Source organism: Streptomyces corallincola, assembly GCF_019104725.1.
GTDB lineage: Bacteria > Actinomycetota > Actinomycetes > Streptomycetales > Streptomycetaceae > Streptomyces > Streptomyces corallincola.
This window is the reverse complement of the sequence record NZ_JAHRXF010000004.1, coordinates 182,424-200,243: the sequence shown is the minus strand read 5'-3', so window position 1 is coordinate 200,243 and position 17,820 is coordinate 182,424. Positions and strand designations below refer to the sequence as shown.

18 protein-coding genes are annotated in these 17,820 nt (G+C 73.2%); 12 read left to right on the top strand and 6 right to left on the bottom strand.

The window, feature by feature from the left end:
- The first annotated feature begins 146 nt into the window (after window positions 1-146).
- From KUM39_RS05190 to KUM39_RS05180, 3 genes are all read left to right on the top strand, one after another.
- Window positions 147-2,045 carry an FAD/NAD(P)-binding protein gene (locus tag KUM39_RS05190; RefSeq protein ID WP_217784173.1) on the top strand — a complete coding sequence of 633 codons (1,899 nt, stop codon included), beginning with the start codon at window positions 147-149 and terminating at the stop codon, window positions 2,043-2,045.
- 120 nt (window positions 2,046-2,165) lie between these two features.
- Entirely contained in the window at window positions 2,166-2,627 is a 462-nt protein-coding gene (locus KUM39_RS05185) for a DoxX family protein (RefSeq protein ID WP_217784172.1), read from the top strand.
- 339 nt (window positions 2,628-2,966) lie between these two features.
- A complete protein-coding gene (locus KUM39_RS05180) occupies window positions 2,967-3,587 on the top strand; it encodes a DedA family protein (protein WP_217784239.1) in 621 nt (206 codons plus the stop codon).
- A 124-nt stretch (window positions 3,588-3,711) separates the two neighbouring features.
- Here KUM39_RS05180 and KUM39_RS05175 read toward each other — a convergent pair whose 3' ends face one another.
- A complete protein-coding gene (locus tag KUM39_RS05175; RefSeq protein WP_217784171.1) occupies window positions 3,712-4,353 on the bottom strand; it encodes an HNH endonuclease family protein in 642 nt (213 codons plus the stop codon).
- Between the two features lie 436 nt (window positions 4,354-4,789).
- Here KUM39_RS05175 and KUM39_RS05170 point away from each other — a divergent pair, with 436 nt between their 5' ends.
- The 4 genes from KUM39_RS05170 to KUM39_RS05155 all read left to right on the top strand — a co-directional run bounded on the left by KUM39_RS05170 (window position 4,790) and on the right by KUM39_RS05155 (window position 7,454).
- A complete protein-coding gene (locus KUM39_RS05170; protein ID WP_217784170.1) occupies window positions 4,790-5,371 on the top strand; it encodes a TMEM165/GDT1 family protein in 582 nt (193 codons plus the stop codon).
- A 273-nt stretch (window positions 5,372-5,644) separates the two neighbouring features.
- Window positions 5,645-6,304 (top strand): HAD-IA family hydrolase, encoded by a 660-nt coding sequence (locus KUM39_RS05165; protein WP_217784169.1) that lies wholly within the window; start codon window positions 5,645-5,647, stop codon window positions 6,302-6,304.
- Between the two features lie 245 nt (window positions 6,305-6,549).
- A complete protein-coding gene (locus tag KUM39_RS05160) occupies window positions 6,550-7,059 on the top strand; it encodes a cupin domain-containing protein (protein ID WP_246619595.1) in 510 nt (169 codons plus the stop codon).
- The gene (locus KUM39_RS05155) at window positions 7,056-7,454 is read left to right on the top strand and encodes a VOC family protein (RefSeq protein WP_217784167.1); all 399 of its coding nucleotides are present in this window, start codon (window positions 7,056-7,058) and stop codon (window positions 7,452-7,454) included. The genes KUM39_RS05160 and KUM39_RS05155 overlap by 4 nt, the downstream gene beginning before the upstream one ends.
- Window positions 7,455-7,467: 13 nt before the next feature.
- On the opposite strand, the gene KUM39_RS05150 is transcribed toward KUM39_RS05155, so the two are convergent.
- Complete coding sequence (locus tag KUM39_RS05150; protein WP_217784166.1) at window positions 7,468-8,658, bottom strand: peptidoglycan-binding domain-containing protein; 1,191 nt, start codon at window positions 8,656-8,658, stop codon at window positions 7,468-7,470.
- A gap of 194 nt (window positions 8,659-8,852) precedes the next feature.
- On the opposite strand from KUM39_RS05150, the gene KUM39_RS05145 reads away from it, so the two are divergent.
- Window positions 8,853-10,898: an MDR family MFS transporter gene (locus KUM39_RS05145; protein ID WP_217784165.1), complete on the top strand. Its 2,046-nt coding sequence runs from the start codon at window positions 8,853-8,855 to the stop codon at window positions 10,896-10,898.
- A gap of 51 nt (window positions 10,899-10,949) precedes the next feature.
- On the opposite strand, the gene KUM39_RS05140 is transcribed toward KUM39_RS05145, so the two are convergent.
- Entirely contained in the window at window positions 10,950-11,450 is a 501-nt protein-coding gene (locus KUM39_RS05140; protein ID WP_217784164.1) for a GNAT family N-acetyltransferase, read from the bottom strand.
- Window positions 11,451-11,606: 156 nt separating this feature from the next.
- Between KUM39_RS05140 and KUM39_RS05135 the strand changes: the two genes are divergently transcribed.
- Together KUM39_RS05135 and KUM39_RS28060 are read left to right on the top strand one after the other, a co-directional pair.
- The gene (locus KUM39_RS05135; RefSeq protein WP_217784163.1) at window positions 11,607-12,305 is read left to right on the top strand and encodes a hypothetical protein; all 699 of its coding nucleotides are present in this window, start codon (window positions 11,607-11,609) and stop codon (window positions 12,303-12,305) included.
- Window positions 12,306-12,308: 3 nt separating this feature from the next.
- Window positions 12,309-13,346 carry a hypothetical protein gene (locus KUM39_RS28060; RefSeq protein WP_246619594.1) on the top strand — a complete coding sequence of 346 codons (1,038 nt, stop codon included), beginning with the start codon at window positions 12,309-12,311 and terminating at the stop codon, window positions 13,344-13,346.
- A 135-nt stretch (window positions 13,347-13,481) separates the two neighbouring features.
- Here the strand turns inward: KUM39_RS28060 and KUM39_RS05125 are convergent, their stop codons facing one another.
- Window positions 13,482-13,928, bottom strand: coding sequence for a DnaJ family domain-containing protein (locus tag KUM39_RS05125; protein WP_217784162.1), 447 nt, complete (start codon window positions 13,926-13,928; stop codon window positions 13,482-13,484).
- Between the two features lie 118 nt (window positions 13,929-14,046).
- Here KUM39_RS05125 and KUM39_RS05120 point away from each other — a divergent pair, with 118 nt between their 5' ends.
- Window positions 14,047-14,439 carry an FHA domain-containing protein gene (locus KUM39_RS05120; protein WP_217784161.1) on the top strand — a complete coding sequence of 131 codons (393 nt, stop codon included), beginning with the start codon at window positions 14,047-14,049 and terminating at the stop codon, window positions 14,437-14,439.
- An 83-nt stretch (window positions 14,440-14,522) separates the two neighbouring features.
- Here the strand turns inward: KUM39_RS05120 and KUM39_RS05115 are convergent, their stop codons facing one another.
- Window positions 14,523-15,194, bottom strand: coding sequence for an O-methyltransferase (locus KUM39_RS05115; RefSeq protein WP_217784160.1), 672 nt, complete (start codon window positions 15,192-15,194; stop codon window positions 14,523-14,525).
- A 335-nt stretch (window positions 15,195-15,529) separates the two neighbouring features.
- Here KUM39_RS05115 and KUM39_RS05110 point away from each other — a divergent pair, with 335 nt between their 5' ends.
- Window positions 15,530-16,153: a 3'-5' exonuclease gene (locus KUM39_RS05110; protein ID WP_217784159.1), complete on the top strand. Its 624-nt coding sequence runs from the start codon at window positions 15,530-15,532 to the stop codon at window positions 16,151-16,153.
- A gap of 96 nt (window positions 16,154-16,249) precedes the next feature.
- On the opposite strand, the gene KUM39_RS05105 is transcribed toward KUM39_RS05110, so the two are convergent.
- Complete coding sequence (locus KUM39_RS05105; RefSeq protein ID WP_217784158.1) at window positions 16,250-17,626, bottom strand: MFS transporter; 1,377 nt, start codon at window positions 17,624-17,626, stop codon at window positions 16,250-16,252.
- Window positions 17,627-17,820: the final 194 nt, after the last annotated feature.

Genomic DNA, 17,820 nt, shown 5'->3' with positions numbered 1-17,820 from the left:
ATGACCGACAACTCCCCCCAGTGAAAATCCCCTTGGCCGGGCCACGGCCTTCCCCGCCCGCTCGGGGCAGGCATGATGAGGCCGATCGTCCGCTTCCCACGAGCGGGCGGTCCGCTCGTGCCCCCCACGCCCAGGGAGTCTCACCCTTGTCCGCACCGACCCCGGAAACCAACACGGCCTCCGTCGCCCTGGTCGGGGCCGGTCCCCGTGGGACCAGCGTGCTGGAGCGGCTGTGCGCCTCCGCACCCGAACTCCTCGCGCCCGGCGCCCGGTTGACGGTCCACGTGATCGACCCGGCCGCCCCCGGAGCGGGCCGCGTCTGGCGTACCGGGCAGTCGCCCGAGCTGCTGATGAACACCGTGGCGAGCCAGGTCACCCTGTTCACCGACGACAGCGTGGACTGCTCCGGCCCGGTCCGCCCCGGCCCCAGCCTGCACACGTGGGCGGACGGCGCGCTCGGCCCCGACGACTACCCGAGCCGCGCCCTCTACGGCCGCTACCTGGAGTGGGTGTTCGCCCGCACCGTCCGGCACGCCCCGCCCGCGGTGCGGGTCGAGGTCCACCGTGCCCGCGCCGTCCACCTCGCCGAGAGCCCCGACGGCACGCAGCTCCTCACCCTCGACGACGGACGCCGACTGAGCGGCCTGGCAGCCGTCGTGCTCGCCCAGGGGCACCTTCCGGCGGCCGGGGGCGAGGAGTTGGCGTGTACGAGTGCCCACGCGGCCCGGCACGGCCTGCGCCACATCACCCCCGCCAACCCGGCCGACGTGGACCTGTCGGCCGTACTCCCCGGCGAGCCCGTCCTGCTGCGCGGTCTCGGGCTGAACTTCTTCGACCACATGGCCCTCCTCACCACCGGCCGGGGCGGACGCTTCACACGGGAGCCCGGTCCGGGCGGTGCTCTGCGCTACCACCCCAGCGGCAACGAGCCCCGTCTGTACGCCGGTTCGCGGCGCGGCGTGCCGTACCAGGCGCGCGGCGACAACGCCAAGGGCGCCTACGGGCGGCATCTCCCGCAGGTGCTCACCGCCGAGGTGGCCGCCGGTTTCCGGAAGCGGGCCGACTCCGGTGACGCGCCCCGATTCCGCACGGAGATATGGCCGTTGGTGGCCAAGGAGGTCGAGACGGTCTACTACGCCACCCTCACCGGCCGCCCCGACTTCGCCGACCGCTTCCTCGCCGTACCGCACGGAGATCCACAAGAGGCTTCGATACTGGACGAGTTCGGGATACCGGCGGCGGACCGCTGGAGCTGGGAGCGGATCGCCCGGCCGTACGGGGAGCGGGAGTTCGCGGACGCGGAGCAGTGGCGGGCGTGGCTGCTGGAGCATCTGCGGGCGGACGCGGCGCAGGCGGCGCTCGGGAACGTGGGCGGGCCGCTGAAGGCCGCCCTGGACGTACTGCGCGATCTGCGCAACGAGATACGGCTCGTGGTGGACCACGCGGGGCTGACCGGCGCCTCTCGGCGGACCGATCTGGACCGCTGGTACACCCCGCTCAACGCGTTCCTGTCCATCGGTCCGCCCCGGCGCCGCATCGAGGAGCTGACCGCGCTGGTGGCGGCCGGGGTGGTGGAGGTGTTCGGTCCGCGCGTGGAGGTACGGCCCGTGCCCGGTGCCTGGGAGGTGTCCTCGCCGCTCGTCCCGGCGGCCCCGGTGCGGGTGACGACGCTGGTCGAGGCGCGGCTACCGGAACCGGATCTGCGACGTACCGGCGATCCGCTGCTCGCCTCGCTGCTGCGCGCCGGGGGCTGCCGTCCGCACCGCGTGGACGGGTACGAGACGGGCGGGCTGGACGTGACCCGGCGCCCATATCGCCTGATTGATGGTCAAGGGATGGTGAAGGAGAGGCAGTTCGCCTTTGGTGTGCCCACCGAGGGGGTGCACTGGGTGACCGCCGCCGGTGCGCGTCCGGGAGTGGATTCGGTCACGCTTTCGGACGCGGACGCGGTCGCGCGGGCCGTTCTACGTGCGGCCGGAGCCGATCCGGAACCGAGAACGGAACCGGCAGCATGGCCAAATGTTGAACTTGTAAGTAGTAATTAGGGTCACCTAACCTGGGGGTCCGATCGGTACCGCGTCCCCACGACCGGTCCGGCGCCTCCGTGCGGCCACGGCCGGGCCCGCGAGGCGAACCGGCCGTACCCGAAGAGGAGTTCCCCCTACATGTCCGCTCGCCTCAACTCCCTCCAGCCGTACGCCATCGCGTTCTACCGGGTCGTCGCCGGACTGCTGTTCGCCGCGCACGGAGCGGCCTCCCTGTTCGGCGTGCTCGGCGGTAACCAGGGCAGCGGTGCCACCATCCCCGCGGGCACCTGGCCCGGCTGGTACGCGGCCGTGATCCAGCTCGTCGCCGGTGTCCTGGTGCTGCTCGGACTCGGCACGCGCGGCGCCGCGCTCATCGCGTCCGGCTCGATGGCGTACGCGTACTTCGTGGTCCACCAGCAGAACGCGCTGATGCCGATACAGAACGGCGGTGAACTGCCGGTGCTGTTCTGCTGGGCCTTCCTGCTGCTGGTCTTCACCGGCTCGGGCGCGTACGGCCTGGACCGCGTGGTGGCCGCCCGGCGCGGCCAGCAGCTGGACCCGGCGACCGCCGAGCAGCAGAACACCCCCGTCGCCGCCTGAGCCCTCGTCCGCGCCAGAACCCGCTCCGCTTCCACACGCCCCGTACGGGTCACCCCTCACAGGGAACCCCTCACAGGGTCGTCCCCGGCAGGGGCATCCCGGCAGGGACATCCCGGCAGGGGTATCCCGGTCGGGGAAGACCCGTACGGGCCGCCCGACCGGGATGCCCCGTACGGGCGGCCCCCGCCGGGATGCCCCGTACGGGGCGTGATCGCTTCGTGACCGTCACTCCCGCCTCTCCCGAGCCCCGTGCCCCTTTCGCCGCGTACGCTGTATGGCTGTCCTCGGGGGAGCCGTGGGGCGGGAGACGAGCGGGGGAGTCGCGTCGTGTGGGAGAGCATGGGGGCGTTGACGGCCGGGCCGTGGATCTACGTCATGGTCGCGCTGTCGGTGCTGCTCGACGTGTTCCTGCCGGTGCTGCCCAGCGGCGTCCTGGTGATCACGGCGGCCACCGCCGCGGCGGCCGGTACGGGGGCGGCGGCCTCCGGGCACGTCCCGCACGGGGTGCCCGACATCCTCGCCCTGGTGGTGCTGGCCACGACCGCGTCCGTCCTCGGTGACCTCGTCGCCTACCGCCTCGCCTGGCGCGGCGGCGCCCGCCTGGACCGTGCCATTGCCCGCTCCCGGCGGCTGACCGCGGCGCGGGAACGGCTCGGCGACGCCCTGGCCCGGGGCGGCGGCGCCCTGGTCGTGCTCGCCCGGTTCGCTCCGGCCGGTCGCTCGGTCGTCTCCTTCTGCGCCGGTGCCGCCCATCGCCGCGCCCGCGACTTCGTTCCCTGGTCCGCGCTCGCCGGGCTCGCCTGGGCCGCCTACAGCGCCGCCCTCGGCTACTACGGCACCCGCTGGCTGGGTCTCACCTGGCTCTCCCCGGCCCTCTCCCTCGCCGCCCTCTTCGCGGCCGGTGCGGCAGCGGGCTTCCTGGTGCGCCGTCGCCCGGCGCCGACGCGCCAACCAGTCTGAGAACGCGGCGGGTTGAAGGCCACGGGCCGTGCCGCCGGTCGCCTGCCGTGTCCGGGTACGACTCCGGTCCCGGCCGTGTGGGGTCGGCCGGGACCGGAGTCGGGTCAGGCGGGGGCGGCCCGGTTCAGCAGCCCGAGAGGCGGCTGGTCAGGGCCGACTTCTCGGCGGAGTCCACCGAGAGGTTGTAGTAATACTTGACCTGGACCCAGGCGCGGACGTAGGTGCAGACGTACGCGGCGCGCGGCGGGACCCAGGTGGCCGGGTCCTGGTCGCCCTTGGACTGGTTGACGTTGTCCGTGACGGCGATGAGCTGCGGGCGGGTGACGTCGTTGGCGAACGCCTCGCGCTGCGCGGTCGTCCACTTGCTGGCGCCCGAGTCCCACGCCTCGGCCAGCGGCACGATGTGGTCGATGTCCAGGTCGGAGGCGGCGGTCCAGGTGGCGCCGTCGTACTGCGAGTACCAACTGCCGCTGGTGGATGCGCAGGCGGAGTCGGTGACGACGTTCGAGCCGTCGCGCTTGAGGACGTACTCACGGGTGTTGCAGGTGCCCGTGATCGTGTCCCAGGTGGGGAAGAGGTCGCGCTGGTAACCGGTGCGGTTTTCCGTGGCGACCGTGAGCTTCGAGAGGTAGGTGCGCGCGGTGGCGGCGCTGACCGGGGTGGGCAGGGCGGCCGACGCGGTCGCGGAGTTGAAGAGGGCGACGGAGGCTACCAGTCCGGTGAGCGCCGCGACTATGCTCGCTCGACGCGCGTAGAACTTGGACATGCGAACTCCCTATGTGGGGGTGGTGTGTTGGGGCACAGCGCGGGAATGCTCGCGTGGCCGCGTTGCCGTGAGATGAGCGCTCGGTCACAAATTAGTGACGCGTGCATGACAGAACAAGGGGTGGGACGCACCTCTGCGGAACTTTCACGTCCTGTACGGTGGGAGGCGCAGAAGGGGAGTAGCTCTTCGCCGGACCGTCGACATACTGCTCAGCGAGCCTGAGCCGGCGCCCGGAGGCGGCATCCCGCACGACCCGTACGGCCCCCAGGGGCCAGAGCCCCTCAGGGGTCCGGGGTCGGGGACCGCCAGCGAGACCTTCGGCAGAGCAGTGCACACCCGTACCGCCAGGTCCGGGCCATCCGTGCGCTGCCCGTGCCGAGGTGTCTCAAGTGAGGTTCAGCACTCTCGGCGGGGCAGCCCGACCGATCGAGGAATCTTGTTCAGCATCACCGTGACGGCCCTTGTCTTCGGCGTGATCTTTCTCGCCGAACTCCCCGACAAGACCGCCCTGGCCGGCCTCGTTCTGGGCGCGCGCTACCGCGCCTCGTACGTCTTCGTCGGCGTCGCCGCCGCCTTCCTGCTCCATGTCGTGCTCGCCGTCGCGGCGGGCAGCGTCCTGACCCTGCTCCCGCAGCAGCTCGTGCACGCCATCACCGGCGTCCTCTTCCTCGGCGGCGCGGCCGTGCTGCTCATGAAGAAGAGCGACGGCGAGGAGGAGATCCGCAAGCCCGCCGACCAGTCCTTCTGGCGGGTCTCCGGCACCGGCTTCATGCTCATCCTGGTCGCGGAGTTCGGTGACCTCACCCAGATCATGACCGCCAACCTCGCCGCCCGCTACAACGACCCGATCTCCGTCGGCGTCGGCGCGACGCTCGGGCTGTGGGCGGTCGCCGGGCTCGGCATAGTCGGCGGCAAGGCCCTGATGAAGCGGGTTCCGCTGCGGCTGATCACGCAGATCGCGGCGCTGCTGATGGTGGGGCTGGGGGTGTGGAGCCTCTACGAGGCTGTGGCGGCCTGAGGCTCGCCGGGGGCGGGGCCGACTCCCGGTCCCGGGTCGGCTCCGCTCCGGGTGGTGGCGGGATCTGTGTCGGTTTTTGTACCGTAGAGAAACAAAGTGGTTCTCGTCCGCACTCCCTGACCGGCGGGCGGGGCCACCTTGTCCCGTACGGGGCATCCCGCCCGGGGCATCCCGTACGGGCCACTCCGTGCGGGGCATCCCGTACGGGTCACTCCGTGCGGGGCATGCCGTACGGGCCGTCCCGCCCCCCCGTCGCACGTTCTGGAGCTGCCGATGTCGGCCACCGTCCTCACCGCCCGTGCCCTTCTGCTCGACATGGACGGCACCCTCGTCAATTCGGACGCCGTGGTCGAACGGATCTGGCGCGACTGGGCCGCGCGGCACGGGCTGGACGCCGAGGAGACGATGAAGGTCGTCCACGGGCGGCAGGGGCACGCGTCGATGGCGCTGCTGCTGCCGGAGCGGCCGGTCGAGGAGAACCTCGCGGACAACGCGGAGATGCTCGCGCGGGAGACCGCAGACATGGACGGCGTGGTCGAGGTGCCCGGTGCCGCCGGGTTCCTGGCCTCGCTCCGGGAGGTGCCGCACGCGCTGGTGACCTCCGCCGACGTGCCCCTCTCCACCGCGCGGATGGCCGCCGCCGGGCTGCCGCTGCCCGCCGTGCGGGTCTCCGCCGAGTCCGTGGGGGCCAGCAAGCCCGACCCGGAGGGGTTCCTCAAGGGCGCCGCCGAACTTGGGATCGCCGCCGGGGACTGTGTCGTGTTCGAGGACTCCGGCGCCGGAATCGCGGCCGGGCGGGCGGCGGGGATGCGGGTCGTCGGGGTCGGGGAGCGGGCCGCCGCGTTCGGCCCCGACGTGGTCGTGCGCGACCTCCGGGAGGTCCGGGTGGAGCGCGACGCCGACGGGACGGTGCGGGTGCGCTGCGGGGAGTAGCTCCCACCCGTGCGGTGCCGCCGCCGGTGCGCCGAACCGGAGGGCCGGGGCCCGCCGGGTGGTGCGGGACCGGGGGGCGGGGGTCGGCCGGGTGGTGCGGGACTGGAGGCCGGGGGTCGGCCGGGCGGTGCGGGGCCGGGGGGGCGGGGGTCCGCCGGGCGGTGCGGCATCGTCCTCAACGGCGCGTCCGGAAAGGCGTGTTGAGGCGGTGATCGTGATTGTAGGGTCGCGGAATGTCTCAGAGGATGCCTGACGATTCCAAGAACACCGCGCCCTTCCCGCCGGTGCTGACCCGGCACGCCGAGGCCGAGATCTGCGCCGACCCCAGCTCCGTGATGCGGCTGCTGGCCGACTCGGACGGTACGGCCGACGGCTTCACCTGCTACCGGTCCACCTTCGCCGAGGGCGCCGTCGGAGCGCCCGCGCACTTCCACACCAAGGCCAGCGAGCTGTTCTTCGTGATCAGCGGCTCGCTCCGGGTGCTCGTGAACGAGGAGATCACGGTGCTCGGTGCCGGTGACTTCCTGGCCGTACCGCCGTACACCCCGCACGCGTTCGCCGCCGCGCCGGGCTCCGAGGCGGACGCCTTGTTCGTGTTCACCCCCGGTATGGGCCGGTTCGACTATCTCCGGCTGCTCGGCCGGGTCATGCGCGGCGAGGCCGACCCGAAGGAGATCGCGGAGTCGGCGGAGCGCTACGACAACCACTACGTCGAAAGTCCCGTATGGCGCGCGGCACTTGAGGAGTCGGCGTGATCGGCCCCGGCACCCATGTCCGGGTGGCCCGGCCCTCCCGCGACCTCGCCGCCGCCGAACGCTTCTACGTGGACGGCCTCGGCCTGGACGTGCTGTGGCGCACCACCGAGCGGGTGCCCGGTGAGCACGACCTGCTGATGGTCGGCCCGAAGGGCGGCGGCTGGCACTTCGAGCTGACCCACGACCCCGAGCGGCCCCTCGACCCCACGCCCACCGTGGACGACCTGTTCGTCGTCTACCTGGGCGAGCCCGTCGAGGACGCCCTCGTCGCCCGCCTCGTCGCGGCCGGTGGCACCCGCGTCCCGGCCCACAACCCCTACTGGGACACCTACGGGGTGACGGTCGCCGATCCCGACGGCTACCGCCTGGTGCTGTGCTCACGGGACTGGGGCTGACGCCGGGTCCCGCTCACCAGCGGAGTGTGGTCTCCGCCTCCAGGGCCTGCCGGGTCGTCGGCCCGTACACCCCGTAGGGGTCGGTGGTCAGGCCGCGTGCCCACTGGTAGGTGCGGACGGCGCGCTCCAGGGAGCGGGAGTAGTAGCCGTCGATGCGGCCGGTGTACACGTACAACTGGCGCAGGCGGACCTGTAGTTGGCTGACCTGGTCGCCCTGGCTGCCGCGCGAGAGGACCGTGGCCGTGTCCGGGGCGAGGTTCGGGGGCGAGGCCGGGGCGGTGACCGTGTCGGTCGTCGCCGTGGCCGTCCCGGCCGGGGGGCGCGGTGTCCGCTCGGGGGCCGACGTGGACACCGTGGGGGACGGCGAGGTGGTCGCGCTCGCCGTCGCGGTGGGGGAGGCCGTCGGGGCCGACTCCGTCGCGCGGGGGCGTTCCGCGACCGTGCGGGTGCCGGTGCCGGTACCTCCCGCCGAACCGGGCACCGACGCCGTGGCCCCCGACGCCGTGTCCGGGGTCGCCGCGTCCGGGACGCTCTCCCGGAGCTCCTGGGCCGCTCGGTCGCGGGTCGGCGTGTGGTAGGAGAACAGGCCGCTCGCCACGCCCGCCGCCGCCATGACCGCCGCTCCCGCGCCCGCCGCGCTCAGCAGGGCGCGGCGGCGCGGCCTGCGGCGGCGGCCCCGGCCACCCGGCGGCGGGCCGTCGGTCCGGGGGTGCGGGGGTGCGCCGTCCGCCGGGAGCCGGTCGAAGAGGCGTACGTCCGCACCGGCGGGGGCGCGGACCGGGCGCAGGCGGGTCGTCACCTCGGCCGGGTGCTCGGGCGCGGGTACGCCCGCCGTGGGTGTGGGTGTGGGTGTCGGTGTCGGTGCGGGACCCTGCCCCTGGGGGCCGCCCGTAAGGGTTCCCGGCGTCCGCTCGCGTCCCAGGATCACCTGTGCGCCGGTCCCGCCGTCCCCGTGGGTCCCGCCGGTCCCGCCGGTCCCGCCGTAGGGGGTGCCGCCCGCAGCGCCGGAGCCCGCGCCCCGCTCCGGTGTTCCCACGTACGGGCGTATCCGTAGGGGATCGAAGTCCTCCGCCGCTGCCGCCTCCGCGGTGCGGGCGGCGCGGAGCGCGTCGGACGCCCTCGCGCCGCAGTCGCAGGACGGACTGTGGTCCGCCGCACGCGCCGCTCCGCACACCGGGCACAGTCGGCCGCTCGTCTCCGTCACGCTCGTCCCCACCCCTCGAACCCTCGATCCGGGTACACCCCGACCCCCTCGGGATGTCCGGAGTTTATGCAGATCTTCTCCACAAGTGGCCCCCGGGGACAGAGCGCGGTTCCGGGGCGTGCGGGACTCAACAGGCCATAACCGCCAAGACCGCCCACGATGGAGGGTGTGCCCAACGGCCTCGGGAGGCTTTGATGACCCTGGACACGGACGACACGGCGGCGCGGGACCTCACACCCGCCGAGGGCGTCTCCGGCAACGTGCTCGTGTCGATCGGCGCGCTGCTGCTCGGACTGCTGCTCGCCGCGCTCGACCAGACCATCGTGTCCACCGCACTGCCCACCATCGTCAGCGATCTGGGCGGCCTTGAGCACCTGTCCTGGGTGGTGACCGCCTATCTGCTCGCCTCCACCGCCGCGACCCCGCTGTGGGGCAAACTCGGCGACCAGTACGGCCGCAAGAAGCTGTACCAGGCGGCCATCGTCATCTTCCTGATCGGCTCCGCACTCTGCGGAATGGCCCGCAGCATGCCGGAGTTGATCGGCTTCCGGGCTCTCCAGGGCCTGGGCGGCGGCGGGTTGATCGTGCTGTCGATGGCCATCGTCGGCGACATCGTCACCCCCCGCGAACGCGGGCGCTACCAGGGCCTGTTCGGCGCCGTCTTCGGCGCGACGAGCGTCCTCGGCCCGCTGCTCGGCGGACTCTTCACCGAACACCTCAGCTGGCGCTGGGTGTTCTACGTCAACCTTCCGCTCGGCATCGTCGCGCTCGTCGTCATCGCCACCGCGCTGCGCATTCCGCGCCGCAGCGCCCGCCATGTCATCGACTACCTCGGCACGGCGCTCATCGCCGCCGTCGCCACATGCCTGGTCCTGGTCGCCTCCCTCGGCGGTACGACGTGGGGGTGGGGCTCGCCGCAGATCATCGGGCTCGCCGTGGTCGGTGTACTCCTCGCCGTCGCGTTCGTCGCCGTCGAGCGGCGCGCGGCCGAACCGGTGCTGCCGCTCAAGCTGTTCCGCGTCCGGACGTTCACCCTCGCCGCCGTCATCAGCTTCATCGTCGGCTTCGCCATGTTCGGCGCGATGACCTACCTGCCGACGTTCCTCCAGATCGTGCACGGCGTCTCGCCCACCATGTCCGGTGTGCACATGCTGCCGATGGTCGTCGGCCTGCTGCTGTCCTCCACGATCTCCGGGCAGATCGTCAGCCGCACCGGCCGCTGGAAGGTCTTCCCCGTCGCGGGCACCGCCGTCACCGCGATCGGCCTGCTCCTGCTGCACCGGCTCACCGAGTTCAGCACCACCGCCGAGATGAGCGTCTACTTCTTCGTCTTCGGCCTCGGACTCGGCCTGGTCCTCCAGGTCCTCGTCCTCATCGTGCAGAACGCCGTCTCCTACGAGGACCTCGGCGTCGCCACCTCCGGCGCCACCTTCTTCCGCTCCATCGGCGCCTCCTTCGGCGTCGCCATCTTCGGCACCCTCTTCTCCAGCAGCCTCGCCGACCGGCTCGCCCAGGCGTTCCGGGGCGTGCCGCTGCCCGCCGGTGTCACCCCCGGACGGCTGGAGGCCGACCCCCGGAGCATCGCCCTGCTCCCGCCCGGTCTGCGCCCGCCCGCGCTGCACGCCTTCGCCGTGTCCATCACCGACGTGTTCCTCTACGCGGCCCCCGTCGCCGCCGTCGGTTTCCTGCTCGCCTGGTTCCTCAAGGAGGACCGGCTGCGCGGCTCGGTGACCGCGCCGGACGCCTCCGAGACCATCCCGCCCAACCCCGTCCAGCGCTCCTCCTACGACGAGGTGTGCCGCGCGCTGTCGGTGCTGGGCACCCGGGACGGGCGGCGCGAGATCTACCAGAGGATCACCGAACGCGCCGGATACGACCTGCTGCCCGCCGCGTCCTGGCTGCTGCTGCGCATCCGCAAGTACGGGTCCGTGGAGCCGTCGGTGCTGGCCGAGCGGACGGACGTCCCGATGCAGGCCATACTCGACGCCGAACGGCAGGTCGAGGAACGGCACCTGGTGCGGCGCGCCGGGCTCGACCTCACCCTCACCCCGGCCGGGCGCGAGACCGCCGAACGGCTCGCCGCCGCCCGCGAGGACTCCCTCGCCGAACTCCTCGGCGACTGGTGGGATCCCACCCGCTCCACCGACCTCACCCGGCTCGTCAAGGACCTCACGGGCGAACTCTGCGGCTCGGAACGCGAGCGGCCGGGGGCGGAGGGGCGTACGGCTTCCCCGGGGTGAGGCCCGGCCCCCCGGGGCCGTTCCGGCTCGCCGGGACGAGGTCCGGCCCCCTCAGCACCGCGCGCGCAGATCCTTGCGGAACCAGTGGCCCGCGTACGGGTCCGTGTTGTGGGGAGCCGTCTCCTCGTAGCCGAGGCGGGCGTAGAGGGCGCGGGCCTCGGTGAGGTCGGTGCGGGTGTCGAGGACGACGCGGTCGGCGCCCAGAGCGCGGGCGGACTCCTCGGCCGCCGCCACCAGAAGGGCGGCGCCGCCCCGGCCGCGCAGCTCCTCGCGGATGTAGACGCGGGTCAGCTCGGCGGTGCCGGGGGCGAGGAGGCGTACGCCCGCCGTGCCCGCCGGGGTGCCGTCGTATCGGCCGACGATCAACTCGCCCGTGGGCGGCGCCAGTTCGGCACCCGACCGGGCGGCCACCTCGCGCTCCAGCTCGGCCGGGTCGGTACGGCGGCCCTCGTGCAGGAGGTACCAGCGGTCGCTGACCTCGGTGTAGTACGCCCGCCAGAGGGCGGTCGCGGCGGGCGAGTCGTACGGTTCCGGGGCGGTCGTCCAGGTCATGCGGGCCATTCTCGGGCGCGGGCGCGCACCCTCCGCAACCGGTTATGCGCTGCCCCCGCGCCCGTACCACCGTGACACACACCGTTTGCCGACCGGGCTACGGGTCACCCGGATGGAGTACCGGCCAGCGGGGCCGGTCAGATCCGGAAGGCAACCATGTCCACAGGCATGATCATCGTTCTGATCGTGATCGTGGCGGTCGTGGTCCTCGTCGCGGCCGGCCTCGCGCTGCGTGCCCGCGGCGGGCACGGCGGCCCCAACCTCAAGCGGCGCTTCGGACCCGAGTACGAGCGGACGGTGGCCCGGCACGACGGCGACACCAAGGCCGCCGAGCGGGAACTGACCGAGCGCGTCGAACGCCACGGCAAGCTCCGCGAACGTCCGCTGGAGCCCGCCGAGCGCGACCGGTACACGGTGCGCTGGGCGGCGGTGCAGGAGCACTTCGTGCAGGCGCCGCGCGAGGCGGTCGCCGAGGCGGACGGCCTGCTCGCCGAGGTCGCCGGAGCCCGTGGCTACCCGGACGCCGGCCACCGCGACGAACAGCTCGACGCGCTCTCCGTGCATCACGCCCACCACCTCGACGGCTACCGCCGGGTCCACCGGATGGCCACCGTGGGCGCGGGCGAGAACCGGGGCACCGAGGAACTGCGCACGGCACTCGTGGAGGCCCGCGCGCTGTTCGACGACCTGATCGACGACAACGGCGGCCGGAACGGCCGTCACGGGGCGGACGCGGACGCGTCCGCCGACGGCAGGACCGCGGTCGGCGCCGGTACGGGACACGGCGCCGGTACGTCACAGACCCGCTCCCACATGCCGTGGTCTTCCCACAAGGGCCACCCGAAGGAGAGTTGAGACATGGCGCAGGACAGGGACACCGGGCTGGGCGCCGAACGGCGCCAGAACCCGACCGGAAGCGACACCGACGAACTCCGGCGCGGCCGGACCGGCGAGACGGCCACCGGCGACGACCCCCGCGTCCGGGACATGGGCGAGGACCGCTGGAACCGCTCCGACCCGACCGCCGGACAGCGGCCCGCCGGTTCCACCGCCCACGGCGACTGGACCGCGCCCCCGGCCCCGGAGCAGCGCGGCACGGCCATCGACCCGGACACCCCTAGGGGCGGCATGACGGACACCGGCGCGAGCGGCCGGACCGGCGCCCACCAGGACGCCGAGCCGTACACCGAAGCCACCGCCGGGACCCCGGCCTCGCAGCGGGGCGCGGGCTGGGACACCTCCGGCACTGCTGACGCGCGCGGCGAGCAGACGCTCGGCACGACGGCCCCCGGCGGCACGGGCAGGACCGAGGGCATGCCCGGCCGCGGGACCGACGGCATGGCCGAGGGCATGGGTCGGACCGAGGGCGCGAGCGGTGTGCGCGGCACGCGTGACCCGCGCGGTATGGACGACGACGCCCGTGGCACGGACGACCCGCGCGGCTTCGGCGACGCGCGCGGCACGGATGACGCCCGTGGCATGGGTGACCCGCGTGGCACGAGTGACATGCGTGGCGTGGGCAACGCCGACCGCCGGATGCCGTCCGAGGGCGACCGCACGGGCCGCCACGACTCGGCGCGCACGGCGGACACCGCCGCCGACGGCGGTGAGCCGACCCTGCTGCCCCACGAGGAGGCCGAGCAGTGGGAGCAGCGGCTGCGGCAGACCACCGCCGGGTTCGTGGACGGACCGCGAGCCGCCGTGGAGGAGGCCGACCGTGAGCTGGAGGAGATCGCCTCCCGGCTGAGCGAGGCCGTCAGCCGCCGCCGCAGCACCCTGCGCCGGTCCTGGCAGACCGGCGAGGAGAAGACGCCGGGCCACGAGACGGACACCGAACAGCTCCGTCTCGCGCTGCGCGACTACCGCGAACTGGCCGGTCGCCTGCTCCACCTCTGACCCGTCCCCACGGGCACATCGAGCCGGGGTCCCTCCGTACGCGGGAGGACCCCGGCTCTCCGCCGTACGCCGCTCCCGTCGCCCCGCCGGTCAGGGCGCCCCGGCCGCCGACGCGCACGTGGCTCCGGGCCCGGTTCAGGGTCCGGCTTCGGCCCGTGGCTCCGTCACCGCTGCGGTCGTCTCCGCCCTGCGGCGGCGCCATTCGCGGGCGACCTCCTCCACGTCGTACGGCTTCTTGCCGAGGGGCGGGCCGGGCGGGGGTTTGAACATCATCTCGCTGATCTTGACGTTGACCTCGGTGATGATCTTGCGGGCCAGGCGTTCGGAGGGGGCCGCGTATGCCGCTTCGAGGGCGTCCTCCGCCTCCTTGCGGAGGGCCAGTGCGGGCGGCAGCACGGCGAGGCCCTCGCGGGCCATCTTCCGCTTGACCCACCACAACTCGTCGTAGGAGGAGTAGAGATCGGCGGGCAGTGGCTCGCCCGCACCCGGCAGGGAGTCGAACTCCCCGCGTCCCTGCGCGTCGCGGATCTGCTTGTCCACCCAGGACTCGAACGGCACACCCGGTGGCTTTCGCTCGGTCATGAACCCATTGTGCCGGACGTGATCGTGCCGGGCGTTTTATCATTCGGCGGCGGCCCGAGCAGCGGACCGTCGCCCGCGGGACGTCCCGGACGTCGCAGCTTCCTCAGGGGGAACGCACGTGCTCGAACTGACGATGGCCACCGTCACCGGCGCCGAGGCGGGAGCCACCGCGGGTATGTCGATGGCCGAGGCGCCCAGTGAGCCGGGCAGCGTGCTCCGGGTCGGCCGGGACGGGTCCGTGTGCCGACTTGTCTGCCCCGAGGACTGGCTGTTCGTCTCCCGGGTGCACCTGGAGTTCCTGTGCGGGCCGGAGGGCGGCTGGCACCTCTCCTGGCTGCGCGGCTCGCAGGCCGAGCCGTCGTCCGAGGTGCGGCTGATCGTCGGGGAGTACGCGCAGACCGTCGGCTACGGGCAGACCGTGCAGCTGCCGCGCGGCGGCTCCGGCGAGGTCGTCGTACAGGACCGCACGGCACCCCGCAGCGTCAACGTCGGCTTCTACCACGAGGGTTGAGCGCAGCCCACCGAGCGACCCGGCACCGGAGCGAGCGAGCGAGCGAGCGGGCGGGGCTCCCGGCCCGGCTGCCCCGCCGGATCTCAGGCCAGGACGCGGGCCAGCGCGAACCCGTCGTACCCCTTGCTGCCGACCGTCTGCACCGCGGTGCCGGACAGGCGCGGGTGGGTGGCGATCAGGTCGATCGCCGCACGGGTGCCGACGACGCTCGGGTCGGTGTCCGCAGGGTCCGCGACCCGGCCCTCGCGCACGACGTTGTCCACGATGATCAGGCTGCCCGCGCGGGACAGGCGCAGCGCCCACTCCACGTAGCGCGGGTTGTTCACCTTGTCCGCGTCGATGAACGTCAGGTCGAACGGGGGCGGGTTCTCGTCCGCCAGTTTCGGCAGGGAGTCCAGCGCGGCTCCGACCCGCACCTCCGTGATCCGGTCCAGTCCGGCGCGGGCGAGGTTGCGTACGGCGACGTCGGCGTGGACCGGGTCGTACTCCAGGCTGATCAGTCTGCCGTCCTCCGGGAGCGCGCGGGCCAGCCAGATCGTGCTGTAGCCGCCGAGGGTGCCGATCTCCAGGATGTTCCGGGCGCCCTGGATCTCCGCGAGGAGTCGCAGCAGCTTGCCCTGGGTGGGGGAGACCGCGATGGGCGGCAGCCCCGCCGCCTTGCTCTCCCGCAGCGCGGCCCCCAGCGCTTCGTCCTCCCGTGCCAGCGCCGCGCCGAAGTACGCGTCCACCGTGTCCCAGTGCTCCGAGCCGTTCATGTCCGGGCCGCCTCTCCATAAGGGCCGCCACCGCTCCGTCACGGCCCGGCCCGCCCCGGTGTCCACCTTGCCAGACGAGGGGCGCGCGGCGCGGTGGGGCGAGCGGGCCGATCCAGGCGGGGGGTAGCCCTACGGAGGTGGTGGGGCAGCGGGGGACCCGGCGGCCGTCCGCCGACCGTTTGCGCGGGCCCCGGCGGTCCTCGCCCCTCTGAGCGGGCATCCTGGGCGGATCACCCCGGCCATCAGGCCATCCGGCCGTCAGGCCATCCGGCCGTCAGGTCGTCCGGCCACGAGGTCGTCCGGCCGTCAGGCCGCTGCCCGGAAGGAAGCCCGCGTTGCGCACGTTCGTGCTGTACGACCTCGAATTCACCTCCTGGGAAGGGGCGTTGGCGCAGGACTGGGGAGGGGAGGGGCAGTTCCGGGAGATCGTGCAGATCGGGGCGCTGCGGGTGCGGGAGGACTTGTCGGTGGTGGCGGAGTACGAGGTGCTGGTCCGGCCGGTGATGAACCCCCGGCTCTCCCCGTTCTTCGAGGAGTTGACCGGTATCGAGCAGCGCGTTCTGGACGCGGAGGGGGTCCCGCCCGCGCGGGCGCTGAGCGACTTCCTGGGTTTCTGCGAGGGGCGCTCGGCGTTCTCGTACGGCAACGACATGGTCGTCCTCGGGGAGAACATCGGGTGGGCCCGCGCGCGGGGCGAGACCGTCACCCCTTCTTGTTTCGGTGCCCATTTCTCTACGCTCCGGCCCTGGCTGCACGCCGTCGCCCCGGCCACGGTCACCGCCAACTCCGGCCGTCTCTGGCAGGCCCTCGGCCTTCCCCGCCCGGCCGCCGAGGGGGCCGAACACTCGGCCCTCTTCGACTGCTACTCGCTCGCGGCGGCTCTGCGGCACCTGCGGGAGCGGGGGACCGCTCTGCCGGAAGCCTTGCTGGGGCCCGGAGTTGACCGGGGGATCGGCTGAGGCCGCGCCTCCCCAGGGCCGCACTCTCCCGGGGCCGCGCTCTCCCCAGGGCCGCGCCCTCGGGGAAGGCGCGCGGCCCCCGCGCCCGTACTCCCGCTACCGCGGGTCCACCGCCGGGGCCGAGCCCGGCAGCGGCCTGCCCGCGGACTCCCGCATGCGCCAGACCGCGAAGCCGCCGATCACGGCCGCCGCCATCATGTAGTACGCGGGCATCATCAGGTTCCCCGTCGCGCCGATCAGGGCCGTCACCACCAGGGGCGTGGTGCCGCCGAAGAGGGAGACGGAGACGTTGAAGCCGATGGAGAGCGAGCCGTAGCGGACGCGGGTGGGGAAGAGGGCGGGGAGGGCGGCGGGCATGGCGGCGGTGAAGCAGACCAGCAGCAGGCCGAGGGCGCCCATGCCGAGGGCCACCGCGAGAAGACTGCCCTGGCGGATCAGCAGCAGGGCCGGGACCGACAGCAGCAGGAAGCCCGCGCAGCCCGCCGCGATCACCGGGCGGCGGCCCACCCGGTCGGTCAGGGCGCCCGCGAAGGGCTGTACGACCATCATCACGGCCATGACGCCCAGGACGACCAGCAGCCCGTGCGTCTCGCCGTACCTGAGTTCGCTGGTGAGGTAGCTCGGCATGTACGACAGCAGCATGTAGTCGGTGACGTTGAAGACCAGCACCAGACCCATGCAGAGGATCAGCGAGCGCCACTGACCGGTGACCATCTCGCGCAGCGGCACCTTGGGCCGCCGCGTCTCCGCCTTCTCCATCTCCGCCGCGAACGCCGGGGTTTCCTCCAGCCGCATCCGCAGATAGAGACCGATCAGACCCATCGGGCCCGCGATCATGAACGGTACGCGCCAGCCCCAGGAGAGCAGGTCGGCGGAGGAGAGCAGCGCGGTCAGCAGGGTGACCAGACCGGCACCGCCGATGTACCCCGCCAGCGTGCCGAACTCCAGCCAGCTGCCGAGGAATCCGCGCCGCTTGTCGGGTGCGTACTCCGCGATGAACGTCGTGGCACCCGCGTACTCACCGCCCGTGGAGAAGCCCTGTACCAGCCGGGCCGCCAGCAGGAGCAGGGGAGCGCCGACGCCGATCGAGGCGTAGGAGGGGATCAGGCCGATGGCGAAGGTGCCCGCCGCCATCATGATCATCGTCAGGGCGAGCACCTTGCGGCGCCCCACCCGGTCGCCCAGGGGGCCGAACACCAGCCCGCCCAGCGGGCGTACCAGGAACGCGGCGGCGAACGCCCCGAACGTCGAGAGCAACTGCGCGGTCGGGTTGCCGGAGGGGAAGAAGACCTTCCCCAGGGTGACCGCGATGTAGCTGTAGACGCCGAAGTCGAACCACTCCATCGCGTTCCCGACCGCGGCGGCCTGTACGGCGCGCCGCACCAGGGCGGGATCGGTGACGGTGGCGCCCGCGGGGACCTGTGCGGTCCGCGCGGCGCTCGAAGGCCGGGTGACGGCGGTAGCGGACGCCAAAACGGGGCTCGCCTGCCTTTCGTCGGGGATGGGGACACGCCCCCCGGTACGGCGCCGACGACAGCGGTGGCGTCGGTGTCGGCGCCAGCAGTAGTAACAGCGGCGTCGGCGGACGGGCGGGGCGAAAAGCGACCATAGGCGCAGCCCTGCCCGTTACGTCCCGTGGCCGTACAGGTGCGATGCGCGGCCAAACG